The organism is Candidatus Alistipes pullistercoris, from assembly GCF_027665465.1.
Taxonomy (GTDB): domain Bacteria; phylum Bacteroidota; class Bacteroidia; order Bacteroidales; family Rikenellaceae; genus Alistipes_A; species Alistipes_A hominis.
Window position 1 is genome coordinate 100,690 of the sequence record NZ_JAQDED010000005.1, and the last position, 24,233, is coordinate 124,922.

At 54.8% G+C, this 24,233-nt stretch carries 28 protein-coding genes; 11 read left to right on the forward strand and 17 right to left on the reverse strand.

Translation table 11 applies throughout. The features are described 5' to 3' along the window. Positions 1-6: 6 nt before the first annotated feature. Together fucO and PGR91_RS08590 are read right to left on the reverse strand one after the other, a co-directional pair. The gene (gene fucO / locus PGR91_RS08585; protein WP_055204652.1) at positions 7-1,161 is read right to left on the reverse strand and encodes a lactaldehyde reductase; all 1,155 of its coding nucleotides are present in this window, start codon (positions 1,159-1,161) and stop codon (positions 7-9) included. Between the two features lie 203 nt (positions 1,162-1,364). Then, positions 1,365-2,150, reverse strand: a complete 786-nt coding sequence (locus PGR91_RS08590; protein WP_118655804.1) for a M48 family metallopeptidase — start codon at positions 2,148-2,150, stop codon at positions 1,365-1,367. Between the two features lie 80 nt (positions 2,151-2,230). On the opposite strand from PGR91_RS08590, the gene gcvT reads away from it, so the two are divergent. Continuing rightward, positions 2,231-3,346 carry a glycine cleavage system aminomethyltransferase GcvT gene (gene gcvT / locus PGR91_RS08595; RefSeq protein WP_118655806.1) on the forward strand — a complete coding sequence of 372 codons (1,116 nt, stop codon included), beginning with the start codon at positions 2,231-2,233 and terminating at the stop codon, positions 3,344-3,346. Positions 3,347-3,432: 86 nt separating this feature from the next. Here gcvT and PGR91_RS08600 read toward each other — a convergent pair whose 3' ends face one another. The 6 genes from PGR91_RS08600 to PGR91_RS08625 form a co-directional block, all read right to left on the reverse strand. Further along, complete coding sequence (locus PGR91_RS08600; RefSeq protein ID WP_101572490.1) at positions 3,433-4,029, reverse strand: NUDIX hydrolase; 597 nt, start codon at positions 4,027-4,029, stop codon at positions 3,433-3,435. An 11-nt stretch (positions 4,030-4,040) separates the two neighbouring features. Next, positions 4,041-6,278, reverse strand: coding sequence for a beta-glucosidase BglX (gene bglX / locus PGR91_RS08605; protein WP_118655808.1), 2,238 nt, complete (start codon positions 6,276-6,278; stop codon positions 4,041-4,043). A 101-nt stretch (positions 6,279-6,379) separates the two neighbouring features. Further along, positions 6,380-6,853: a methylglyoxal synthase gene (locus tag PGR91_RS08610; protein ID WP_055204663.1), complete on the reverse strand. Its 474-nt coding sequence runs from the start codon at positions 6,851-6,853 to the stop codon at positions 6,380-6,382. Positions 6,854-6,936: 83 nt separating this feature from the next. After that, the gene (cysQ, locus tag PGR91_RS08615; RefSeq protein WP_055204665.1) at positions 6,937-7,776 is read right to left on the reverse strand and encodes a 3'(2'),5'-bisphosphate nucleotidase CysQ; all 840 of its coding nucleotides are present in this window, start codon (positions 7,774-7,776) and stop codon (positions 6,937-6,939) included. A gap of 45 nt (positions 7,777-7,821) precedes the next feature. After that, positions 7,822-9,381, reverse strand: coding sequence for a TIM-barrel domain-containing protein (locus PGR91_RS08620; RefSeq protein ID WP_118655810.1), 1,560 nt, complete (start codon positions 9,379-9,381; stop codon positions 7,822-7,824). Between the two features lie 10 nt (positions 9,382-9,391). After that, a complete protein-coding gene (locus tag PGR91_RS08625) occupies positions 9,392-9,697 on the reverse strand; it encodes a DUF4286 family protein (RefSeq protein WP_055204669.1) in 306 nt (101 codons plus the stop codon). Between the two features lie 386 nt (positions 9,698-10,083). On the opposite strand from PGR91_RS08625, the gene rplU reads away from it, so the two are divergent. From rplU to PGR91_RS08645, 5 genes are all read left to right on the forward strand, one after another. Continuing rightward, positions 10,084-10,395, forward strand: a complete 312-nt coding sequence (gene rplU / locus PGR91_RS08630) for a 50S ribosomal protein L21 (RefSeq protein ID WP_055204671.1) — start codon at positions 10,084-10,086, stop codon at positions 10,393-10,395. A 22-nt stretch (positions 10,396-10,417) separates the two neighbouring features. Next, positions 10,418-10,675: a 50S ribosomal protein L27 gene (gene rpmA, locus PGR91_RS08635; RefSeq protein WP_055204673.1), complete on the forward strand. Its 258-nt coding sequence runs from the start codon at positions 10,418-10,420 to the stop codon at positions 10,673-10,675. Positions 10,676-11,307: 632 nt separating this feature from the next. Continuing rightward, positions 11,308-11,481, forward strand: a complete 174-nt coding sequence (locus tag PGR91_RS13600; RefSeq protein WP_373419258.1) for a hypothetical protein — start codon at positions 11,308-11,310, stop codon at positions 11,479-11,481. A 44-nt stretch (positions 11,482-11,525) separates the two neighbouring features. Continuing rightward, positions 11,526-11,789, forward strand: a complete 264-nt coding sequence (locus tag PGR91_RS08640; protein ID WP_118457851.1) for a hypothetical protein — start codon at positions 11,526-11,528, stop codon at positions 11,787-11,789. Positions 11,790-11,838: 49 nt separating this feature from the next. Continuing rightward, on the forward strand, positions 11,839-13,020 hold the full coding sequence (locus PGR91_RS08645; RefSeq protein WP_101572496.1) for a 6-bladed beta-propeller: 1,182 nt from the start codon (positions 11,839-11,841) through the stop codon (positions 13,018-13,020). 175 nt (positions 13,021-13,195) lie between these two features. Here the strand turns inward: PGR91_RS08645 and rny are convergent, their stop codons facing one another. The 4 genes from rny to rimO form a co-directional block, all read right to left on the reverse strand. Continuing rightward, on the reverse strand, positions 13,196-14,737 hold the full coding sequence (rny, locus tag PGR91_RS08650) for a ribonuclease Y (protein ID WP_101572498.1): 1,542 nt from the start codon (positions 14,735-14,737) through the stop codon (positions 13,196-13,198). A 320-nt stretch (positions 14,738-15,057) separates the two neighbouring features. Continuing rightward, positions 15,058-15,345, reverse strand: coding sequence for a cell division protein ZapA (locus PGR91_RS08655; protein ID WP_081032585.1), 288 nt, complete (start codon positions 15,343-15,345; stop codon positions 15,058-15,060). 16 nt (positions 15,346-15,361) lie between these two features. Next, positions 15,362-15,652 (reverse strand): hypothetical protein, encoded by a 291-nt coding sequence (locus PGR91_RS08660; protein ID WP_055204679.1) that lies wholly within the window; start codon positions 15,650-15,652, stop codon positions 15,362-15,364. 78 nt (positions 15,653-15,730) lie between these two features. Next, entirely contained in the window at positions 15,731-17,023 is a 1,293-nt protein-coding gene (gene rimO / locus PGR91_RS08665) for a 30S ribosomal protein S12 methylthiotransferase RimO (RefSeq protein WP_118655812.1), read from the reverse strand. Between the two features lie 97 nt (positions 17,024-17,120). Here rimO and PGR91_RS08670 point away from each other — a divergent pair, with 97 nt between their 5' ends. Beyond that, positions 17,121-17,630: a ferritin gene (locus PGR91_RS08670; RefSeq protein ID WP_118655814.1), complete on the forward strand. Its 510-nt coding sequence runs from the start codon at positions 17,121-17,123 to the stop codon at positions 17,628-17,630. A gap of 166 nt (positions 17,631-17,796) precedes the next feature. Here the strand turns inward: PGR91_RS08670 and PGR91_RS08675 are convergent, their stop codons facing one another. Further along, positions 17,797-17,940, reverse strand: coding sequence for a hypothetical protein (locus PGR91_RS08675; protein ID WP_153498173.1), 144 nt, complete (start codon positions 17,938-17,940; stop codon positions 17,797-17,799). A 243-nt stretch (positions 17,941-18,183) separates the two neighbouring features. Here PGR91_RS08675 and PGR91_RS08680 point away from each other — a divergent pair, with 243 nt between their 5' ends. Genes PGR91_RS08680 through PGR91_RS08690 form a run of 3 tightly spaced genes read left to right on the forward strand, consistent with a single transcriptional unit; the run spans position 18,184 to position 20,123 of the window. Continuing rightward, positions 18,184-18,726 (forward strand): RNA polymerase sigma factor, encoded by a 543-nt coding sequence (locus PGR91_RS08680; protein ID WP_118655816.1) that lies wholly within the window; start codon positions 18,184-18,186, stop codon positions 18,724-18,726. Then, positions 18,719-19,195 (forward strand): hypothetical protein, encoded by a 477-nt coding sequence (locus PGR91_RS08685; RefSeq protein WP_118655818.1) that lies wholly within the window; start codon positions 18,719-18,721, stop codon positions 19,193-19,195. The genes PGR91_RS08680 and PGR91_RS08685 overlap by 8 nt, the downstream gene beginning before the upstream one ends. Before the next feature lie 46 nt (positions 19,196-19,241). Then, positions 19,242-20,123 (forward strand): GIN domain-containing protein, encoded by an 882-nt coding sequence (locus PGR91_RS08690; protein WP_172970786.1) that lies wholly within the window; start codon positions 19,242-19,244, stop codon positions 20,121-20,123. Between the two features lie 73 nt (positions 20,124-20,196). Here PGR91_RS08690 and ftsY read toward each other — a convergent pair whose 3' ends face one another. From ftsY to rpmB, 4 genes are all read right to left on the reverse strand, one after another. Further along, complete coding sequence (gene ftsY / locus PGR91_RS08695; protein WP_055204690.1) at positions 20,197-21,156, reverse strand: signal recognition particle-docking protein FtsY; 960 nt, start codon at positions 21,154-21,156, stop codon at positions 20,197-20,199. Between the two features lie 117 nt (positions 21,157-21,273). After that, complete coding sequence (locus PGR91_RS08700) at positions 21,274-21,429, reverse strand: DUF4295 domain-containing protein (RefSeq protein ID WP_081032587.1); 156 nt, start codon at positions 21,427-21,429, stop codon at positions 21,274-21,276. Positions 21,430-21,439: 10 nt separating this feature from the next. Then, the gene (gene rpmG / locus PGR91_RS08705; protein ID WP_019245673.1) at positions 21,440-21,622 is read right to left on the reverse strand and encodes a 50S ribosomal protein L33; all 183 of its coding nucleotides are present in this window, start codon (positions 21,620-21,622) and stop codon (positions 21,440-21,442) included. A 19-nt stretch (positions 21,623-21,641) separates the two neighbouring features. Continuing rightward, on the reverse strand, positions 21,642-21,875 hold the full coding sequence (rpmB, locus tag PGR91_RS08710) for a 50S ribosomal protein L28 (protein WP_055204692.1): 234 nt from the start codon (positions 21,873-21,875) through the stop codon (positions 21,642-21,644). Positions 21,876-22,107: 232 nt separating this feature from the next. On the opposite strand from rpmB, the gene PGR91_RS08715 reads away from it, so the two are divergent. Beyond that, positions 22,108-24,210 (forward strand): beta-N-acetylhexosaminidase, encoded by a 2,103-nt coding sequence (locus PGR91_RS08715; RefSeq protein ID WP_118655822.1) that lies wholly within the window; start codon positions 22,108-22,110, stop codon positions 24,208-24,210. Positions 24,211-24,233: the final 23 nt, after the last annotated feature.

The following is a 24,233-nucleotide window of genomic DNA, read 5'->3' on the forward strand; positions in this document are numbered from 1 at the left end:
AAAAAGCTAAAACGCTTTTTTGTACACTTCGAGGATCTCTTCGACTACGGCCTTGCGCGGGTTGCCCGGCGTGCAAACGTCGTTGAAAGCGGCCTGAGCCAGCGTCGGAAGACCGCTTTCGGGTACGCCCAGTTCGCTGAGGTGCTGCGGGATGCGTACTTTGACGGCCAGCGCTTTCACTGCGTCTACGGCAGCTTGTGCGGCCTGGTCGTCATCCATGGCGGAGGTGTCGACGCCCATCGCTTCGGCGATCGTGCGGTATTTGGCTTTGGCGGCTTCCTTGTTGTACTCCATCACGAACGGCAGCAGCAGCGCGTTGGCCACGCCGTGCGGAATGTCGTAGTAAGCTCCCAGCGGGTGCGCCATGCCGTGCACCAGGCCGAGGCCGACGTTCGAGAAGGCCATGCCGGCGATGTACTGCGCGGTAGCCATGCCGTCGCGGGCTTCGATGTCGGACGGATTCTCGACGGCTTTGGGCAGCCATTTGGCGATCATTTCGATCGCTTTGATCTCGAACATGTCGCTCATTTCCCAGGCGCCGAGCGTGATCAGTCCCTCGATCGCATGGGTCAGCGCGTCCATACCGGTCGCGGCGGTCAGTCCGCGCGGCATCGACAGCATCAGTTCGGGGTCGATGATCGCCAGCGTCGGGATGTCGTTCGGGTCTACGCAGACCATTTTCTTCACGTTTTCTTCGTCGGTGATGACGTAGTTGATCGTCACTTCGGCGGCGGTGCCTGCGGTGGTGGGCAGCGCGATTACCGGAACCGATTTCTTTTTCGTATTGGCGACGCCTTCCAGCGAAGTCACGTCCGCGAATTCCGGGTTGTTGATGATGATTCCGACCGCTTTCGAAGTGTCCATCGACGAACCGCCCCCGATAGCTACGATAAAGTCGGCGCCGGCGGCTTTGAATGCCGCGATCCCGTTTTTCACGTTCTTTACGGTCGGGTTCGGTTTCACTTCGTCGAACATTTCGAACGGAATGCCGGCGGCTTTCAGTACGTCGGTCACCTGTGCGGCCACGCCGAATTTCACCAGGTCTTTGTCGGTTACGACCAACGCTTTTTTGTAGCCGCGTTTTGCGACCTCTTCTGCGATCACTTTTCTTGAGCCTGCCCCGAAATAGGAGGTCTCGTTGAGAATCATTCTATAAGCCATAGCGATTTATATTAAAAAAAATTAAGAATAATCGTCGAAGTCCGGCAGGATCGTCCGGCGTCGCCCGTTCGCGGCGGTAGTCTGTAATCGGCAAACCGTTCGGAATGAAAGGGTTCGGCATAAGGCTGTCCGGCCTCTTTTTGCGTCGCAAAGGTACGATAAAAAAGCCAATTAATGAAATGTTTTTTCGCCCGGTACGATTCTCAGGCGGCAGGCAGGGCTTTCGCCGCATCGGCTTTGGCCCGCATCCGAGCGGCGCGGCTGAAACTGTCGGGATGCGTCGAAAACAACTGCAGTACTGCGTCGGCCTGTCCGTCTTTCCGCTGCGAGGTGCGATGGATTTTTTCGAGGGCGCTGGCCATCGCATACGGGTCGTAGCCGTTGCGCTGCAAAAAACCGAAACTGAAATCGTCGGCCGCGTACTCTTGTCCCTGTGAGAATTGCGATCCGGCCAGTTTCTCGGCGAGCGATCCCCATTGCGAACTGCTCAGCGAACCGATCACGCCGCCCGTCGCGCCCAGCGCATTCCGGGCCGCCGAAGTCAGGTAGGCCTTGCGCATGGCGCTCAGCGTGTCGCTGTTGCGGATATGTCCCATTTCGTGACCGACGATCGCCATCAGTTCGTCGTCGTTCATCAGATCCATCAGCCCGGAGAAAATGCGGATACTGCCGTCGGCCGTTGCGAAGGCGTTGATTTGCGCGGTTTTGTAGACGCGGAAATTCAGCGGAACGCCGTTAACGGCTACGTAGCGCGACGTCAGTCGATCGAGGCGTTCCGCGTAGGGATCGTCTATCGGCAGCAGCGCGTTTTGCGCGTCGGCATAGTCGATGTATTTGCGGGCCATCTGCATCACGTGCTCGTCTTTCAGCGTGGCGGCCTGCAACACGTCGACCGTCGCCTGCAACGCGGGGTTCGGCAGCCGGATCCGCGAGCGGGTCACGACGATGATGTAGATGATCAGAACGATGATCGCGACTTTCAGCAGCATACGTTTTCCGTCGAATTTAGAAATCCGGTATAAAATTAGGATAAATTGGCGTATTTTCGCAAAAAAAATGCAACCGATCTATGAAAACCACTCCTTTTACCCGCTATCATGTTGAGAATGGCGCCCGGATGGCCGAATTCGCCGGCTACCACATGCCGATCGAATTCACCGGAATCAACGACGAACATGCGGCCGTGCGTGAACGGGCCGGCGTTTTCGATGTGAGCCATATGGGGGAGATCTGGGTCAAAGGGCCCCGTGCCGCGGAATTCCTGCAATACGTTACGACGAACGACATCCGCGCGCTGCGTGACGGGAAGGTACAGTATTCCTGTCTGCCGAACGGTCGCGGGGGAATCGTGGACGACATTCTGATTTACCGGATCGACGCCGGGACATTTCTGTTGGTGGTCAATGCGTCGAACGTCGGCAAAGACTGGTCGCACCTGGTCGCACAGGGCGAAAAATTCGAAATGCGGCCCGGGAGGGAGCTTTACGACGCTTCGGACGAGATCGCGCAGCTCGCCGTGCAGGGGCCGCTGGCGATGCGGATCGTGCAGCGGTTGTGTCCGGAACGGGTCGAGAATCTCGAATATTATACGTTCGTAAAGACCGAGGTGGCCGGCATCGGGAATGCGATTCTTTCCGCGACGGGCTATACCGGCGCCGGAGGGTGTGAAATTTATGTGGCGGCGAAGGACGCTCCCCGGTTGTGGGATGCTTTGTGGCGTGCGGGCGCGGAGTACGGTTTGCAGAATATCGGTCTCGGTGCCCGCGATACGCTGCGCCTGGAGATGGGTTTCTGCCTTTACGGGAACGACATCGACGATACGACTTCGCCGGTCGAGGCCGGCCTCGGCTGGATTACGAAGCCGGTCGACGGCAACGACTTCATCGACCGGCCGCTGTTCGAAGTCCAGAAAAAGGAGGGGACGGAACGGCGTCTGGTCGGTTTCGAACTGACCGAACGGGGGATTCCCCGGCACGGTTACGCGCTTGCGGCTCCGGACGGGCGGACGATCGGGGCGGTGACTTCCGGAACGATGTCGCCGACGCTGAAAAAAGGGATCGGCATGGGGTACGTGCAGAGCGCTTTCGCCGCTCCGGGTACGGATATCGACGTGGTGATCCGCAATAAGCCCGTTCGGGCCCGGGTCGTGAAGATGCCTTTCTTGAAACGACGGGAAGCGGAGTAGTGCGGATATCAGACGAAAGGAGGCGGTTCGCAAACCGCCTCCTTTCGTTTTTGTTATGAAATCGTCTTTCTCTCGGCCGTCGCCGGTTATTTTGCATCCGCTTCGCCGAGCAGCGTTTCGATTCGCGGCGCCAGGTCGCGGAAGTCGGGAATGGCGGCCAGTTCGTCGAGAGAGACCCAGCGGAAAGCGTCGGATTCGTTCCGGTCGATCATCACCCGGTCGTCGTCGCCGTCGAACAGGAAGACGAACCGCATGTCGTGGTGCGTGTGTTCCGCTTCGTTTTTCGCAGCGCAAGCGGGGATGTAGTGCGAGTCCATGTCCAGCGGCAGCGCCGTTTCGCCCGGAAACGTCAGCGGCGTCAGTTGTTCGCTGCGGATGCCCGTCTCTTCGGCAATCTCGCGGTAGGCGGCGTCCAGCACCGAGTCGTCCGCCGCTTCGACGTGTCCGCCGGGTTGCAACCATTTGCCGAGTTGGCGGTGTTTGAGCAGCAGTACCCGGCGGCTCGCCCGACTGACGATCACGCCGCCGGCGGTGATATGGCCGGCGAAGTTTTTGCGGTCGTACAGCGATTCCCCGTCGAACCGGGCGACGAATTCCGTGAACGGCCCGGTTTCGGCTTTTTCTTCGGGAAAATGCCTGAAATAGCGTTTTTGTAAACGCCGGATGTCTTTGCGCAGATCCATTCGGGGAAGGGCTATTTTGTCCAGTTTATTTTGGCCGTCTTGACGTCGCGGGAGTTCGGACCGATGCAGACGTTGAACTCTCCGGGTTCCCAGACGTGCTCCAGTTCGCTGTTGTAGAATTTCAAGTCGGCAGTTGTGATGCGGAACGTTACGCCCTGCGTTTCGCCGGGTTTCAGCGTGATCCGGCGGAAGTTTTTCAGTTCCCTGACCGGTCGCGAGATGCTGGCCACCGGATCGCCGATGTAGAGCTGGACGATTTCGTCGCCCGTGCGGGTGCCGGTGTTGGTTACTTTGACCGTGGCGTTTATCGTCCCGCTACCGCCCGAAGCGACCGCCCGGTCGAGCTGGATGTCGCTGTAATCGAACGTCGTGTAGCTCAGCCCGTATCCGAACGGATAGACCGGATCGTTCGTAATGTCGAGGTATTTGGTCGTCGCCCAGAAGTCGGCGCGGTACGGCCGTCCGGTATTCAGCGAGTTGTAGTACAGCGGGAGTTGGCCTACGCTCTGCGGGAAGGTCGCGGTCAGTTTGCCCGACGGTACGCGGTCGCCGAACAGTACGTCGGCCAGCGCGTAGCCGGCCATCGTTCCGCCGTGCCAGGCTTCGAGAATCGCGTCGAACCGTTCGTTCTCCCACGACAGGGTCAGCGGGCGTCCGCTCATGATCGCCACGACGACCGGTTTACCTGTATCGTGCAGCGCTTTGAGCAACGCTTTCTGGCATTCCGGAAGTCCGATGTCCGAGCGCGAGCGCGCTTCGCCCGACCAGCCGCTCGGTTCGCCGACCGTGGCGACGATCACGTCGGCGTCTTTGGCCGTTTCGAGCGCCTGTTCGATCAACGTTTCGGTCGGCGTCGTGTTTTTCCCGGTCTGAGCCAGCAGCATCGGTTCCTCGGTCAGGTTCGATCCCTGTGCATAGACCACTTCGGCCCGGTCGCCGACGACCTCTTTGACGGCTTCGAAAATGCTGCGTGCCGGGGCTTCTTCGCGCAGCATGACCCAGGTGCCGAACAGTTCGCCGCGCGTGTTGCCCATCGGGCCGATCACGGCGATCTTGCCGGTTTTTTGCAGCGGCAGGATTTGCCGGTCGTTTTTCAGCAGCACGATCGACTCTCCGGCCAGTTCGCGCGCCGTTTGCAAATATTCGGGCGACAGGGCCTTTTTCTGGCGTTCGGGATCGGTGTACTGGTACGGGTTGTCGAACAGTCCCAGTTTGTATTTGGCTTCGAGGATGCGGCGGCACGCCTGGTCGATCTCCTGCCGGGTTACCTTCCCTTCGTCAAGCGATTTTTTCAGCGTCCAGATAAAAGCGTTCGCGCCCATGTCCATGTCGAGCCCGGCTTTCAGCGCCAGCGCCGCGACCTGCTGTAGGTCTCCCATGCCGTGGGCGGTCATTTCGCCGACCGATCCGGCGTCCGAAACCACGAACCCGTCGAATTTCCATTGGTCGCGCAGTACGTCGGTCAGCAGCCAGCGGTTGCCGGTCGCCGGAATTCCGTCTACGACGTTGAACGACGACATGAAGCTGCCTGCGCCGGCTTCGGCTGCCGCCTTGTACGGCGGCAGGTAATAATTGTACATTGCTACGCGGCTCATGTCCACCGTGTTGTAATCCCGTCCGGCTTCCGATGCGCCGTACAGCGCGTAGTGCTTGACGCAGGCCATCACGGTGTTCGGCGCCGACAGGTCGTCGCCCTGGTATCCTTTTACCATCGCCTTGGCTATTTCCGACCCCCACCACGGATCTTCGCCGGAACCTTCGGCGATTCGGCCCCAACGGGCGTCGCGGGCGATATCGACCATCGGCGAGTAGAACCAGTTGATGCCGAAAGCCGAAGCCTCTTCGGCAGCGATCCGAGCGCTTTTTCGGATCAGTTCCGGATTCCAACTGCACGAGATGGCCAGCGGGATCGGAAATATGGTTTTATAGCCGTGGATCACGTCGAGACCGATCAGCAGCGGAATGCCGAGCCGCGACTCCTTGACGGCGATCTCCTGCGCTTTTTGCGTCGCGGCGGGGTCCATGCCGCCGGTTGCGCTGAGATATCCTTTGCGGATCGCTTCGTCCTGGCCTACGGCGGCGCCTACGACGCCCGGAACGCCCCCGGAAGCGAGGTTCAACTGCCCCAGTTTTTCGTCGAGGGTCATTTTGCTCATCAGGTCGTCGATGAATGCGTCCATTTTCGGGTCGCGTTGTCCGTATGCCAGCGAAGCGCACAGCAAGGTAAGCGACAGTAACAATTTTTTCATGGTCGGGTTATGCGTGTTGGTTTAGGTTTGTCATGATCGGCGAACGACGACAACCTGCAGCAGGAATGTCGTCGTTCGCAGTATGTGGTCGAAACACCGAACTATTGATTCAGCGTCCGTTCGATATAACTTTTGTAATCTTTCACCACCGGGCAGTAGTTGCTGCCGAACAGCGGCGACGAGATCAGGAAATCGGCCGTCGAACGGTTGATCGCCGTGGGCACGTTGTACAGCGTCGCCAGACGCAGCAGCGCTTTTACGTCCACGTCGTGGGGCTGGGCCTGCATCGGATCCCAGAAGAAGATCACCGCTTCGACCTTGCCTTCGGCAATCATCGCGCCCAACTGCTGATCGCCGCCCAGCGGACCCGATTTCAGCAGTACGATATCGACCGCTTCCTCATCGAACTCTTTGCCGCGCCGGTCGCGCAACGTCCGTTCGACCATTTTCCCGGTCGTTCCGGTGCAGATCAGATGATGTTTCAGCAAAACCTCCCAGTTCCAGTCCACCCATTCGGCCAGGTCGCGCTTCATGTTGTCATGAGCGACCAGGGCCACGCTCTTTCTGTTTTCCATAACCATTATAATAATACATTACGGCGCAAAGGTACTAAAAGTTCGGCCGAAACGGAACGTTCCCGGTCTAAAATTCCGGAAGATTACCTGAAATATTTGCTGCGGCATACGAAATGCGGATTGTGCAGCGAGATCTTGTTGTATTGCAATCCCGCGCCCCCGTCGAACGGTTCGACGACCCCGCCCGCTTCGCTGAGAATGATCTCTCCGGCGGCCGTATCCCATTCGTAGGTGTTCGACGTGCGGACGTAAATTTCGACGGTACCTTCGGCCAGCAGGCAGAATTTGAACGAACTGCCCTGCTCGACGATCTCGGCCGCCGGATGAACCGCTTTGATCCGGGCGATGTGTTCGAACGTTTCGTCGGTATTGTGCGAACGGCTTACGGCGATGCGGATCGGTTCGTTGGCTTTGTCGCACAGCGGCAGCCGGGTCGTATCGCTCCAGATTTGCGGCAGGTCGAACAACGCTTCGTGGTCGGGCTCTACGTCGGTTTTCAGGTAGCATCCGGCTCCTTTCAGCGCGAAGTAAATTTTATGGATATACGGAACGTAGATCACCCCGATGTACGGTTCGTTGTTGTGCATCAGCGCGATGTTGACGGTGAATTCTCCGTTGCCTTTCAGAAATTCCTTGGTGCCGTCCAGCGGGTCGACCATCCAAAACAGATCCCAGTTGCGCCGCTCTTCGTACAGCAGGTCGCGCCCCTCTTCGCTCAATAGCGGGACGCGGGTCTGGCTCAGGTATTTCTTGATCAGTTCGTGCGCATCCCGGTCGGCTATCGTGATCGGGGTGTGGTCGCTTTTGATATCCACGGCGAAATCGGCGTCCCCGGTATAGATGTCGATGATGCGCGCCCCGGCGCGGATCGCGGCATTATAGGCATTTACCAGCAGGAAGTCGGTTTGTTCTTTGTTCAGCATGGCTGTTCGGTTTTATGGCGTTCGGTTTCAGATTAGGTTCGCATATTATTTGGAGGATTCGAAGATCGGAATTTCTCCGTCGGCGACGGTTACGGTGGTTACCAGCGGCCCTTTGAAGCGTTCCCCTTTGCGGCTGATCCACACTCCGCGCGGGAATCGTACCGTCCGGCTGTCGGACTCGCCGAGCAGCGGGGCCACGAGGTATTTCGACCCGATCATGAACTGGTCGTTGCAGTCGGTGAATCCGTTACGCGGAAATTCGTATTCCATGTGGCGTACGATGGGTTCGGCCGTGCGGGCGCTCTCCTGAATCAACTGTCGGTAATATTCGCCGATTCTCTCGCGGGCGGTAAACGCCGCCTTGCACTGCGCGGCGACCGCCGGATCGGTGATCCGCCACGGGGCGATGTCGAGCGCGGCGACCGGCAATACCGACGAGAGCTGCACGTAACGCAGCAGCACTTTCGGGTCCCGTGCGACGGAGTCCGACGTCAGGGCCGGATCGGCGCTCACCGTGCTGTACGGGTATCCCAGCAGGTTGGCCGTAAGGATATTGGATACCATCTCCTGTAAGAGCCCCCATTCCAGCGGACGTTTCGTTTGTAAATCGTGGATATAGGGCGCGAAGCCGTCGCCCCGGCTGATCGTATATTGGCTGGAGTGGAAATCGTTGCCCAGTTCGCTCCATTTTTTCAGAAATTCGGCGGCCCCGGCATTTGCGAAGCGCGCGTAAGGCAGCGCTCCGTCGCAGTCGAACAGGAAGCCGTCGACCCCGAGGCTGTCGTGCAGCACGCCCAATTGCCGGCGAAGCATTTCGTACACGGTCTCCCGCGTGATGTCGTAAAAAGCGCTGTATCCGCCGATCCATTCGGCCATTGCCGTGCGTCCGTCGGACAGTTTGACGAATGCTCCGCTGTTGCGGAAAGCGCGGTAAATAGGCCCGTCTCCGCTGACGAATGGCGTGACGGTCAGCATGAGCCGGAATCCTTTGTCGTGCAATTCGCGGACGAGGGCTGCAAAATCGCCGTACATTTCGATGTTCGGCGTGAAACTGCCGATCGTCGATTGCCACCCGCCGGGAACGACCAGCGTTCCGGCCGGATAGCCTGCGGCGAGAATGTTCTGTGCATACTGCCGGATGTCGTCGGCCGTAGCCGAGAACGGAATTTCCGCGCTCATGTCGTACACCGGGGCCGTGAAGAACTCCGCCGCCGGAGTCGGCGCGTTTTCTGCCGGCGGAAAATTCTTATGGCAGCAGACCAGGTAGGCTTCCCGCAGGGTTTTACCCCCGGTGACGGCTTCGACCTCTTCGATCGGCGATTCGATCCGGAATTCGGTTCCGGTATATTCGATCTTAAAGGGCGATTTGCTCCAGATGTAGCGTCCCCGGCTCGAAATCAGCAGCGGAGCGACGTTGCTTTTCACCCAGGTGGAAAGGTCCGTTTGCGGAAAAGGCTCGCTGAGCGGCATCGCCTGTTCGCCCCCGACGAATACACCCCACCACTGTTCTCCCTTCAATACGTCGATTTTCGTACTGTACTGCGCGGCCAGCGATTCGCAAAGCAACGCGGCCGCCAGTACCAGTCCTGCTATTTTTTTGTACATATCCGTTTTGTTAATATTCCACTTTTTTCAGCAGGGAATTGAACCACATCAGTTTGTCCCCGAACAAATCCCGGGCCGTTGCGGCATACTCCTCGAACAGTTCCCCGACCAGTCGCTTGTACCGGGGCATGTCGCCGACGTCCACCTGCAGCGAATAGGTGAAATGCTCCTCGGCGGTCGCCGGCAATACGCGGGTAAAAGTGATTTTATCGAATCCCTGTGCCGCGAGCAGCGGGAGGTAGTGTTTGCGCAAAGATTCCAGCCAGCGGTCGTGGATCGCCGGATCGACCATGAAAGAGGTGTTGACGATATACATAAGTCCGGTAATCTGTCTTTAAAATTTTGTCTAAGGTACGTTTTTATTCCGATTTACTCAAATTTTTCAGGGGCTTTCTCCGCGGAGCCGTCCGGACAGCCGCAAAAGGAACGTTCCGTAACTTATTCCGGTAGTGGAGAATGTCCGTTCATTTGCGTTAACGAAATAAAATGCGGTTTTTGTATCCCGAAAAGACTTTTTTATCCCTTCAAAAACAATGATTCCGTGTTTTTTACCAATAGATGCGCGCCGGAAACGGAATGTTCCGCGCTTTCCGTCCGGCGAAATTCCGCCCGTCGTCGGTGAAAAAGCGCGGGGATTTTGTTTTATTCGAAAAACATCGCTATCTTTGCTCTCCGATTTATGCAAATCTAATTTGTGACTAAATGTACGCAATCGTAGAAATCGCAGGTCAACAGTTTAAAGTTGAGAAAGGTCGGAAGCTCTATGTTCACCGTCTTCAGGGGGATGAAGGTTCCTCGATGAGCTTCGACAAAGTCCTGCTAACAGACAATGACGGTCAGGTTAACGTCGGCACACCTGTAGTAGAAGGGGCCGCAGTGAATGCAACGATTCTCAAGCACCTGAAAGACGACAAAGTGATCGTCTTCAAGAAGCGGAGAAGGAAGGGCTATCGGGTAAAGAACGGTCACCGTCAATACCTGACCCAGATTCAGATCGATGAAATTAAAGCTTAACGTTTAAAACCTCAGAACAGAGATGGCACACAAGAAAGGAGTCGGTAGCTCCAAGAACGGTCGGGAATCCGAAAGCAAACGCTTGGGCGTAAAACTTTTCGGAGGACAGGTTGCCAAAGCGGGCAATATTCTGGTTCGCCAGCGCGGCACCGTACACAATCCGGGTGAAAACGTAGGCATTGGCAAAGACCATACGCTTTATGCCCTCGTTGACGGAGTGGTTTCTTTCCGCAAGAAAGAAAAAGACAGATCTTACGTTTCGGTGACTCCGCTGTCGTAGGGAATCCGAGATCGGATATAGGAATTGCCCGGAAGCAGACGCTTCCGGGCAATTCTTTATACGGGAAATCTCATGAAAGAAGCGATAAATTCTTTGTTTGTAAGTTTAAGAGATGATACAGAAAAATGATTTAAAATGACGATTATGTGCTTTGTGCCGTATAATTATTTCATTTTATGCTGTTTTGTATTTGGAATAACGCAAAAAAAAAGTATATATTGCTCAAATATATGGAGTGTTTTAATGTGAAATTTATTTTATTTAAATCTATATAGTATGAAGAAAGTTGTATTATGTTGGTATATTTTGCATCCTTTCAGAAATCAAAAAAAATCACGTTGAGCGATCCCCTTTGCATGTAAATTTGGAAATATGCGAGTTACTCTCGGAGTGAAATTATATTAGGATTTGCTGATGTTTCTTTAGGTTATAGACTTGAATGGGGTATTGTCTAGTCATATTTGACAATACGCAAAAGAAATAAAGCTAAGGTTTATATTTATAGTTTGATAAATAAATATTTTTTATTCATTAAAAAACACGAAGGATGAAAAAACAATTTTTTTAATTGGAGGGGCTCTCGTTTTGGGACTTCCTGGGAAGTCAATTCATATCAAACGGCGGTTTCTGATTTGATCTCTGAAAATGTGGAGGCTCTTGCTCGAGACGAAACTTCGTCTGGGTTTGCAGAGGTTTCTTGTTATTATGAAGAAGTTACTGATTCAAATGGAGATGTTGTCCAGTCGCATGCGATAATGTGTGAGGGAGAAGGAGATAAGGCTTGTACTTGTAGTCATGAAAAATAAATACAGTGTTTATAAATTAACGTTTTGTTAAAAGAATATTAAAGATGAAAAAATCGACTTTCTTTATTGGTGCTTTTTCTTTGGTGGTTTTCTCTGGAATTAGTAAGAAATTACATCAAACAGCAGTATCTGATGTGATGACTGAAAATGTAGAAGCTTTAGCCCGGGATGAAACGTCATCTGGATATGCCGAGGTTAGTTGCGTATATGAAGACGTGGTTAATAGTGACAGTTTGGTTGTGAAAGTCCATTCGAGGAGTTGTTCTGGGGAGGGCGATCTGGCTTGCTCTTGTGATCATATGAAATGAAAATAATTTTAGATAAATATGATGGTAACTTTTTAAAGAGTCTCCGTTTATGAAACGAACCTCGTTTGTTGCAATCGCATTTTCCGTTGTGTTTTCCGGTTGCGTAAGTTCGGCATCCCGACCGGATTACCCTACCGATTTGTTGACGATAACTGTTGACGTCGGTCGGAATGATGACGGTAAACTGATAGACAGTATATTGGAATTTTCGCATTATGTCATTTTGGATCCGCAACAAGAAGTCCTGATTGGAAAAATAAAGAAGTTGCAACTTCTGGACGGACATATAGGTGTTGCGAGTGAGAATAAAGCTTACGTTTTCGATTCGACTGGTAGGCTGGTGCATTGTTGGGATCGCCAGGGGCGCGGTCCTAACGAATATTTGCAAATGACGGACATGGAGATCGGTAGGGAAAAGGACTGGGTATGTCATGTGTATGACAAGAATGCGGGAAAGTTATTGACGTATGACATGGACGATAAAGCCGTTTCTGTTAAGGAAATGATCCCACATGCAAAGGCGTTCAAACTTTTGGGTGATGGCCTGATCGCTTTTAATATGGGAAATGGTTCGAGCACCTTTTTGCAAAAGGAAGACTATTTTAATTACAGATGTATCGACAGTTTCGGCAAAACACGGATATCTGCTGTTCCGTTCAATAAGCAAATGTTCGGATTGTCGACGCAATACGATAAAGGGAAGTCGTTTTTTTACCGGTATGGAGAGCAAATTTATATGAGCGCTCAGCATAACGATACTATTTACCAGGTATCCGATACCTCCGGTCGGATAACGCCCTGTCTTGTGTTTGATTTGGGTGTCGAACGACCGAGGGCGGATGATGAGAATTACCCGATTTCGAACTACCAGAAAGGTTTAGGCGGTGAAAAACCAGAAGTTCCGGTAGCGTTCTATAAATTTCCGAACGGTTATTTAGCCGAATATACTTATGATTTCCGACCGTATGTGCTGATTGCCAACGAACAAGGAGAGATATTGTACACCGGTAACAGCGCCAGGGATAAGAATGGCGTTTTATTGAGGCCCGTACCGTATCTGGATTTCGACAATTCCGGTTATCTGATTTCATATTTCAGTCCGGTGAATATCGAGGCTGATAAAAAGATAGGTCGGAGAAAAGGTTGCGATTCCGCTTTGCTGGATGAATTATCTTTAAAAGTCTCGGAGAACAGTAATCCTGTTTTATTATTCTATAAGTGGATTTACTGAGACGTGCCGGATTGATGTGCTTCAATGGTTTATGTCCGTATTTTAATGCGGCGATTTAAAAATAAGATGCTGTTTGGCAGTCTCTTATGTGTTATTCATAAAAAGACGACGCCCGGAACTGCAGTTCCGGGCGTCGTCTTTTTATGAATCCGGATTCCTCCGGTTCCGGTTGTCCTTATTTCGCGTAGCTGACCGAGCGGGTTTCGCGGATCACGGTGATCTTCACCTGGCCCGGATAGGTCATTTCGTCCTGGATCTTCTTGGCGATGTCGTGCGACAGGCTGTCGGCCTCCTGGTCGGTGATCTTCTCGCTGCCGACGATCACGCGCAGTTCGCGGCCGGCCTGAATCGCGTAGGTCTTCATGACGCCGGGATAGGCGAGGGCCATGTCTTCCATCTCCTTCAGCCGCTTGATGTACGATTCGACCACTTCGCGGCGGGCTCCCGGACGGGCTCCGGAGATCGCGTCGCAGACCTGTACGATCGGTGAGATCAGGTTGTTCATCTCCATTTCGTCGTGGTGCGCCCCGATGGCGTTGATCACTTCCGGTTTTTCCTTGAATTTCTCAGCCAGTTTCATGCCGATGATTGCGTGCGGCAATTCCGGTTCGTCGTCGGGCACCTTGCCGATATCGTGCAGCAGGCCGGCGCGACGGGCCATCTTGGCGTTCAGTCCCAGTTCCGAGGCCATGATGCCGCACAGATTGGCCACTTCGCGCGAGTGTTGCAGCAGGTTTTGTCCGTAAGACGAACGGTATTTCATCTTACCGATCAGGCGGATCAGTTCGGGATGGAGCCCGTGGATGCCCAGGTCGATCGTGGTGCGCTTGCCGGCTTCGACGATCTCTTCTTCGATCTGTTTCTGTACTTTGGCAACGACTTCTTCGATGCGTGCCGGATGGATGCGGCCGTCCGTTACCAGTTGGTGCAGCGCCAGACGCGCGATTTCACGGCGTACCGGATCGAAGCCCGACAGGATGATCGCTTCCGGCGTGTCGTCGACGATGATCTCGATGCCGGTAGCGGCTTCCAGGGCCCGGATGTTCCGTCCTTCGCGGCCGATGATCCGGCCTTTCACTTCGTCGCTCTCGATGTTGAACACCGTGACCGAGTTTTCGATGGCCGCTTCGGTAGCGACGCGCTGGATCGTCTGTACGACGATCTTTTTCGCTTCCTTGTTGGCGCTCATCTTGGCCTCTTCCATCACTTCGTTGACATAGGTCATCGCTTCGGTCTTGGCCTCCTCTTTCATGTTTTCGATCAGGATGTTCTTGGCTTCGTCGCTACTGAGGCCGCTGATCTGTTCGAGACGGGTGTTTTGTTCCTTGATTTTGCGGTCGAGGTCTTCCTTCTTGCGTTCGACGCTCTCGATCTGAGCCTGCAGACGCTCGCGTACGGAATCCTGTTCGCGGATTTTCTTGTTCAGCTCGTCCTGCTGCTGGGTCAGGTTGTTTTCCAGTTGTTTGGCGCGCTGTTCGCTCTGGGAGAGCTTTTGGTTGCGCTCGTTGACGGCCCGGTCGTGTTCGCTTTTGAGCTGGATGAATTTTTCCTTGGCCTGGAGAATCTTCTCCTTTTTGATCATCTCGCCGGCCGATTCGGCCTCTTTCAGAATCGCGGCCTTCTTGTTCCGGACGATTTTCGATGTGATCGAATAGCCTGCATAGCAGCCTGCGGCGGAACAGATGACGGCAATTATTGCTATAATTACAATGCTCATAGGTGTTAGTTAAATGTATTTATATGTTAAACAAAATGTACGTTTGGGTATAAAAAAGACCCGCACAAATTCCTCTTTCCTTGTTTGACGAATCTCCAATCTCGTCATGTATGGGGCTGCCGTTTATCGCAAACGTCCAACGTCTTCGGATGAAGAACCTTCCGGGGGGAAGGTTAAGGCCTGTTTTTGAAATACTGAGCTTGACCCCAATGTAAATAGTGTTGAGTTTCGCAAAGCTTAAAAGGAATCCATGCGGGTTTTTATTCCTTAACTTATATGTCCAAGAACCTGTTGTCTGTTATTAAGACGTCGTTTACGTTTCAAATATTGTTCAGGTAGTCGTCGATCTCTCGTTCGATTTTCTGCAAACGCTGTGCCTCTTCCGTCATCTCCCGGTTCATTTCCAGCCCGACCTTGTCGACGGCCACCTGCAAAGCGGCCATGGCCAGATAATCTTCCGGTTCGGCGGCGAACCGGGTTTTGTAAACCGAGATCAGGGCATTGATATCTTGTGCCGCACGCCGGTACTTTTCCTCCTCGGCCTGCCGGATCGTCATCGGGTATTCTTTACCCGCCAACTTCACCGATATCCTGCGCGTTCCTGCCATCAATATAACGTCTTCGCTACTTGTTCATCAATGCAAGGCATTTGTCAATTTCCCGCAATAGTTTGTTGACTCTGAGCCTTGCTATCCGGCTGTCGCCGCGGTTTCCCATCAGACCGGCCGCCGTTTCGAGCGTTTCGATTCGTCTGCCGAGCTGCCGTATTTCCGTTTCGGCCGCTCTTTTTTCGAGGATGACCGTGTCTCGTTCGGCGGTCAATTCACGCACTTCGCTGCGAAGTCGCCGGTTGTCCTCGATGATCCGAGAAACCTTTTTCTTCAGTGAATCGATAATCGCCTTGTTGTCATCCATTTCTGCAGACAAAATTGATTCGTCCACTCAAAAGTAGTTATTTTTTGTCAAAATGCAAAATCTATTTTCCGCGCTTCCCTATACGAATTTTCCGTAAAGGTCGTAATCTCCTGCTTCCGTTATTTTTACGTCCAGGAAGGTTCCCGGCGACGGATTCTCGTCGGTTTCGATCAGGATTTCGGTATCGACTTCCGGCGAGTCGTATTGCGAACGTCCGACGAGGAACTCTCCCTCGCGCCGGTCGATGATGATCCGCTCTCGCGTGCCGATCCGCCGGCGGTTGTTTTCGGCCGAAATGCGGTTTTGCAGTTCCATAATCGCGTCGGCCCGCCGCTGTTTCACCTTGTCCGGTACGTCGTCGCGCAGCCGCATGGCCGAATAGGTGCCCTCTTCTTCCGAGTACGGGAAGACTCCGAGCCGTTCGAACCGCACCCGTTCGACAAATTCCAGCAGTTCGTCGAAATCCGCTTCGCTTTCGCCCGGATAGCCGGTCAGCAGCGTCGTCCGCAGCGCGATGCCGGGAATCCGGCGGCGCAGTTCGCCGATCAGTTCGTAGGTCTGCGCCTTGTTCAGCCCGCGGCGCATACTTTTCAGTTGCGGGTCGCTGATGTGCTGAAACGGGATGTCGAGGTATTTGCACATTTTCGGTTCGTCGCGCAGCGCGTCGATCACGTCCGTCGGGAACTGCGCCGGGTAGGCGTAGTGTAGGCGTACCCATTCGAGCCCGTCGATGCGGCACAGCCTGCGGAGCAACTCGCCGAGCCGCCGCTCGCCGTACAGGTCGAGGCCGTAGTAGGTCGTATCCTGCGCGATGACGATCAGTTCCCGGACGCCCCGCGCGGCCAGCATCTCCGCTTCGCGAAGCAGCTCTTCCATCGGCACCGAGACGTGACGTCCGCGGATCAGCGGGATCGCGCAATAACCGCATCCCCAGTTGCATCCTTCCGAGATTTTCAGGTAGGCGTAATGGCCCGGCGTGGTCAGGTGCCGCTCCCCGGTCAGTTCGTCGCGGTAGCGTCCGCCGACGGTTTTCACGATGTCGCGCAGGTCGTTGACGCCGAAGTATTCGTCCACTTCGGGGATCTCTTCCCGCAGTTCTTCCCGGTAGCGTTCGGCCAGGCAGCCCATGACGAACAGGTGGTCGATACAGCCTTTGGTCTTCGCGTCGGCGAATGCGAGGATCGTGTTGACGGACTCCTCTTTGGCGTCGCCGATGAATCCGCAGGTGTTGATTACGACGATCCTGGCGTCCGTTTCGTTCGAGTCGTGGACGATTTCGAAACCGTTGCGTTGCAATTGCGCCATCAGGTGTTCCGAATCGACGAGGTTTTTCGAACAACCGAGCGTTATGACGTTGATTTTACGTTTCATAGTGCGTATTTGCTTGCAAAAATAGGAAAATCCGCACTATATTTGCATGTCGACATGAAATTGACCGAATGTTTACGGACATTTAAAACGATAGATTATGCTGAGTAAAAAAATGGAAGAGGCGATCAACGCCCAGATTAATGCGGAATTCTGGTCCGCATACTTGTATTTGTCGATGTCCTGCGATTTCGCCCGGAAAGGACTCAAGGGAATGGCCAACTGGTTTTCGATCCAGTTCCGCGAGGAACAGGATCATGCCCGGATGCTGATGGATCATGTCCTCGCACGCGGCGGAAAGGTCGCTCTGGCGCCGATTGCCGAAGTGCCTTCCGCCTGGGATTCTCCGCTGGCCGCTTTCGAAGATACGCTGAAACACGAAAAAAGCGTGACCGCCCGGATCAATGCGCTGTGCGAGCTGGCTGCCGCCGAAAAGGATTTCGCTTCGGCGAACCGGTTGGTTTGGTTCGTTGACGAGCAAATCGAGGAAGAGGAGAACGTGCAGGGCATTATCGATGCGCTGAAGCTGGTCGGCGACGACAAGGTGGGAACCTTTATGCTGGACAAGGAACTGGCCGGCCGGGTCTATGCGAGCCCTGTCGCCGGATAATCCGACTGATCGCTTCCGGTATGAGGATATGCCGCCCGGCAGACGGGCGGCATATTTTTTTGCGGGGACGGTTCGGGTGCGTTTTTATCCGGAAGGTTAATGCTCTGGGGGGGCGGTTTCTCCTTGCATCATTTCATTTTCTTCCGAAGCGGATCGAGCGCCAGATTTACGTTGAAATAGAGTTTGTTTCCCGGAATGTTGCCGTCTTCCACTTCGATTTGGTTGTAGCCTCTTTCGTGCCGGAACCGGCCTGTGCCTGGTATCCTGCGGCCAACAGTCTGGCGAAACGGCAGATTGGCAGTTTTTTCATAACGGGAGTTTTAGCAGGGCGGGTTTATAAAATTAAATAGATTTAATGAAATAAGCAAATGTTTTTTATTTTCATGGTATCGGGTTTCTGCGGCCGATCCGACGCTTCCCGGCTTCCGGTTTTTCGGAAGCGCGTCGTTCGAGCCGCAGAAAAAATAGCTTTTGTTTATTGTTTTTCGTTATTTTATTCCTGAAATGCAGCGTTTCGGTTCCGCGTGCGTTTTAATAGTAAAAGCCACTGAAAATGAAGGGAACGTCCTGCGATATCGACACGCTTTACGACCGTTATTCGCGTCGGTTGTTCCATACGGCCCTGCGGATCGTGGGGGATGCCATGGAGGCCGAAGAGGCGATGCAGGATGCGTTTTTGAAATTCGCGCGGATGCGCTCATGTCCTCAGACGGCGCCCCAGATCGAGGCCTGGCTGGTGAAAACTTGCGTCCGGGGAGCGATCGACCGTTTGCGCCGGCGACGGAAGCGGGCGTCGTTTCTGTCGGAGCTGTCCGAATCCGGCCGGTTGCCTGCCGAAGACAAAAGCCGGGACGAATCCGGGTGGAGCGAGCTGCTGGACGATTCCGCCGGTGAAGCGGCCGTCCGGGTCGCCCGGATAAAAGCCGGATTGAACGAGCTGCCCGACGGTTGCCGCCTGATTCTCTCCCTGTGTCTGTTCGAAGGCTACGATTATGCCGAGATCGCCGAAATAACGGGTCTGAAAACTTCTTCGGTCCGGTCGCAGTACACGCGTGCGAAAGGTAAACTTTTGGAAAAATTGCAACGTGATGGATAAGCTGTATGATTTTGTACGGAACAACCGCGGGTTGTTCGACGACGGGCCGCTGAACGGCGGCCATGAAGCGCGTTTCAGGCGAAAGCTCGATCGGATCGGGCGCCGTTCGCATTCGCCGGCGGTTCGGTGGGCATTGGCTGCGGGGGCGGCGGCAGTCGTGTTTTTCGGCGCGATGCTGTGCCGGGACGGTTTGCGGGAGAATCCGGTGCAGGCCGAGATCGACCTGTACAACCGGAGTCTGGAGGCGCTGACCCGCGATATCGTCGATGTCAGCGAACGCCGCGGGGAGGATACCTCCGAAATGAAGACCATTATCCGCGACATCAGCAACGATACGGTTCCGTTATACGAACAACTGCCCGACGAACTCGGCGACGAAAAGAAGGCCCGTATCTTGAAAAAATATTTCAATTTGAAACTGAAAGCCGTCAGGCAGTTACGGGCCCAGTTATCGGATGCGGACGAATGAATTTCCTACGAATAGATCGAATTATCCATCAATCAAAAAATGCGTTATGAAAAAAATGATGTTTTCAGTGCTGTGCGTCGTTTGTGCGTTGACCGCGACCGCGCAGGAGGTTACCAAACGCGTGAAGGTGTCCGGTTTCTCCGGAATTTCGGCGGAGAGCGTTTTCGATATTACGTTGGTACGGGCGAATAAATGTGCGGTCGAGATTTTTTGTCCGAAAGAGATCGAAGAGGCGCTTGACGTTAAGGTCAGCGGCGGGGATCTCGTGTTGAGGCTGAATACGGACCGGTTGGATCGAAAAGAGCGCCGCAATTTCCGCGGAGGAGTCAGGGCCGTCGTCAGCATACCCGCTCTGGAACGGCTCCAACTTTCCGGAGCCGCGCGGCTGTCGACGACGTCAGTTTTCGAAGGCTCCGATTTTGTCATGGGGCTTAGCGGCGCATCGTCGGCGACCGGGCTGAATTTTTCCGGGGGGCGTTTGCGCGCGCAGACCAGCGGAGGCGCCGGTTACGATATCAAGGGGACGTTCGAAGACGTTTCTCTCGGACTTTCGGGAGGCTCCCGCGCCAATTTGAATTTGACAGCCGGCAGCCTGAAGATCGACGCCAGCGGCGGGGCCAATATCGATATGGCCGTAAAATGCGAGCAGATCGTAATCGGAATGTCGGGCGGCGCGCGCATTACGGCTTTCGGCGAAACCGGGGCTCTGAAGGCTTCCGGGTCGGGCGGCGCGCATTTGGAAGCGGTCGGACTGAAGGCAAACGACGTTACGCTGGGAGGTTCCGGCGCGGCGGGGTTGCGAGTATGGGCCGTTCAGAACCTGAGCGTTTCCAGCCTGTCCGGCGCGGCGACCGTGCGGTATAAAGGCGATCCGCGGATCGGCACGCTCCAGATCGACCGGGGGTCTTTCGGAAAATTAAATCCTTAAAATCGGCTTCCTGCGCCGGTGCGGCGCGGATTTCCCGCCCGAACGAAACCGCTGGGGTTTCGCCGGGCGGTTTTTATTCCCCGAACAGGCTGTCGACGAATTCCCTGCGGTCGAATACCTGCAGTTGGTCGATCCCTTCGCCGACGCCGATGTAGCGCACCGGGATTTTGAACTGGTCGCTGATGCCGATCACTACGCCGCCTTTGGCCGTGCCGTCCAGTTTGGTGATCGCGAGGGCGGTGACGCGCGTGGCTTGCGTGAATTGTTTCGCCTGTTCGAAGGCGTTCTGGCCCGTCGATCCGTCGAGCACCAGCATCACTTCGTGCGGCGCGTCGGGAATCACTTTGGCCATTACGTTGCGGATCTTGGTCAACTCGTTCATCAGGCCGATTTTGTTGTGCAGCCGTCCCGCCGTGTCGATCAGTACGACGTCGGCATCGTTCGCTACGGCGCTACGCAGCGTGTCGAAAGCCACCGAGGCCGGGTCGGAACCCATGTCCTGGCGGATCATCGTGACCCCGGCGCGTTCGGCCCAGACGGCCAGCTGGTCGATCGCGGCGGCGCGGAACGTGTCGGCGGCGCCGATATAGACTTTTTTACCGTCGTTTTTCAGCTTCGAAGCCAACTTGCCGATCGTGGTCGTTTTGCCGGCCCCGTTGACGCCGACCACCATGACCACGTACGGCATACCGTTGCGTTTCTCGTAGGAGAAGTTCTCCTCGCCGGCGCTTTTGTTCTCTTCGAGCAGGGCCGTGATTTCGGTGCGCAAGATGCGGTTCAGTTCCGCGGTGTTCATGTATTTGTCTTCGGCGACCCGTTTTTCGATCCGTTCGATGATCCGTACGGTGGTGTCGACGCCGACATCCGACGTGATCAGCACCTCTTCGAGGTTGTCCAGCACCTCTTCGTCGACCTTCGACTTGCCGGCCACGGCCCGCGCCAGTTTCGAGAAAACCCCTTCTTTCGTCTTTTCGAGCCCTTTGTCGAGGTCTTCTTTATGCTCCTTTTTTGAAAAAATATTGAACAGTCCCATAATCGTACGCTATTTGATGATATGCATGGGCCCCGGGAGACTCGGGGGATGCGCCCTACAAAAATACAAAAAGCTCCTTACAGTTAAGAAGCTTTTTGTAATAAGACGGAAAATCGCTTATTTTTTTGCGAAGAAATCTTTGATCTGATCGTTCAGCACTACTTCGGTTTTGAAGGAGTAGGCTCCGGTCTTTTCGGATTTCACCATCTTAATACATTTCGTGTGCGCTTTACCGGCTCCGGTCTTCAGCGTCGCAACTACTTTCTTTGCCATGATTCAAACCTTATTTAATTTCGCGGTGGATGGTTACTCGTTTCAGGATCGGGTTATACTTTTTACGCTCCATCCTGTCGGGCGTGTTTTTCTTGTTTTTGGTCGTGATATACCTTGACATTCCCGGAAGCCCGCTCTCTTTCTGTTCCGTGCACTCAAGGATAACCTGAACCCTGTTACCTTTTTTTGCCATTTTCTGCTTCGATTAATAATTAATAGACCGATTTGGGCGCAGCGGCGCTTTTCAGGGCTGCGGACAAACCTTTCTTGTTGATGGTTTTCATGCCTGCGGCAGTCACTTTAAGGGTGATCCACCGGCCTTCTTCTTCGTTCCAGAAGCGTTTCGTTTTCAGATTCGGATTAAAACGCCTCTTGGTTTTTTTGTTCGAGTGCGACACGTTGTTGCCAACCTGAGCCGTTTTACCCGTGATTTCACAAATTTTCATAGAATTCGTTTTTTTACATTACTCCAAAAGGATCGCCAAAAATACGAAATATTCTCCGAATAAAAAAATACGGCGGTAAAAAAACAGGGCGTTTCGTACGAAGCCGTAAAGATAACGGGAAATGCGGAGATGCGCCGTTTCGGACGGCGGCGGTCAATAATTTTTTCGGGACGGAACGGAATGTCGTCCGAAATGCGTATTTTCGTGTGACGAATTCAAATAAAAAATACGTATGAAACGAATCATTTTGCCGTTGTTGGCGCTGTTGGCATTGGGCACGGGCCGGGCGATCGCGCAGCAACACAACCCGTTCGAAGGCGGAAAACTGCCGTTGATACCTTATCCGGCCGAGGTGCGGGTCGGGGAGCGCGATTTCGATCCCGGGGAGCGGCTTACCGTCCGGGTGTGTTCCGGCGACGAGGAAGATTTTTTTGCCGCCGCGACGTTGACCGACGAACTGGAAAATATCCGCACGGTCGTAAGAAAGTCGCGGTCGGGCGTTAAGGGGGCCGTGATGCTGACGCGTCCGGGGCTGAACCGTCAGGCCGACGAACGCTTGAAACAGGCGGGGTTGGAACTCGCTCCGGATTTTAATCCGGAAGGGTATGTGCTGTTGGCCGACGGGCAGGGCGTGATCGTTTCGGCCAATACGGCCGCCGGCCTGTTCTATGGCGTGCAGACGCTACGCCAACTGGTCTATCCGTCCGGCGACGGATACCGGGTGCGGGCGGTCGCCGTGCGCGACGCTCCGGCGATGCGTTATCGCTGGCAGCAGGACGACTGGAGCCGCGGGCCGATTCCGACGCTGGAATACGCCAAAAAGCAGGTGCGCATTTTGTCAGAATATAAAATCAACGGATACAGTATCTACGCCGAAAACCTATACCAGTCGAAGTCGCATCCGGCGATCAACCCGTACGGCGGCACGATCACCCCGGAGGAGATCGCCGAACTGATCGATTACGCCGCACGTTACCATGTCGAGATCATCCCGCAGCAACAGACCTTCGGGCACCTGCACTATGTGTTGCGGCAGGAGCGTTACGCCGACCTCGGCGAAAAGCGCGGCAGCCAGATACTGAGTCCGACCGAACCGGGGGCGTACGATTTTATCGGCGACTACCTGGGCGAGATCGTGCCGATGTTCACGTCCGAGTTCATTCATATCGGTTGCGACGAGACGTTCGAACTCGGACGCGGCAAAAGCAAAGAGTCGGTGGCCGGGTCGTCGCACGCCGACGTTTACCTGGGACATCTGAAAAAGGTGGCCGCACTGCCCGCGCTGAAGGATAAAAAGTTGTTGTTTTGGGGAGAGATCGCCGTCGAACATCCCGAGAAACTCGATCTGCTGCCGTCGAACGTGATCGCCGTCGCGTGGGACTACCTGCCCCGGGATAGCTACGAGACGTTCTTGAAGCCGTATGCCGACAAACACTTCGCCACGTTCGTCGCGCCGTCGGCTTTCTACGGCGGGCGCGTTTTCCCGGATTACCTGTCTCACATGAAGAATATCCGTAATTTCGTCCGCGACGGGCAGAAATACGGCTCGATGGGGATGCTGAACACTTCGTGGGACGATATGGGCGAAGACTTGTTCGATATGGGTTGGTACGGCGTGGTTTACGCCGCTGCCTGCGCCTGGCAGCACGGCGAGTCGGATCTCGACCGCTACCGCGATGCGTTTGATTGGGCGTTCTATCGCAATTCGGACGGGCATCCGTTCGCCGACGGAATTTGCAAGTTGGCCGACGTGCACGGCCGCGTCGGGGCGGTCAACTTCGAGATGGCTTACACTTCGCCGTTCACCGAAGCCGGCGTGGCGTTGCAGAATCACTTGCAAAATACGGGGGCGTGCCGCGAGATGCGCTTGTGGTGCGAGGATGCTTATACGCAGTTCAGCCGCGCGCGCGACCGGGTCGCGCTGCACGGTTCGACGGTCGATGCGCTGTTGTTCGCCGCCCGGCGGATGGATTTCGTGTTTCACAAGGCGCTGTTGGCCGGCGAGATGTCCGACCTGTACGATGCGTTCGTCCGCGACGACGACAAGGGATATGCGGTCAATACGGCGTTGTACGACCTGATTATGCCGTACGCCAGCCGCCTCGGATCGCTGAGGGACATGACCAAGGAACTGAAACTGTTTCACCGCGATCTGTGGCGCGGCGAAAACCGTCCGATTCACTGGGACGTGGCGGCGATCCGCTACGACCGTATGCTGTTGGAATGGGAGCAGCAGTACGACCGTATCCAGCTCGACCTGCAACAGCAGGGGCGCGACGGGAGTCACCTTCCGCGCGAGCAGGTCGGTTTCCGTTTCGACAGGCCGCAGCAATAAAACGCCGGCGGGAAATTTCGAAC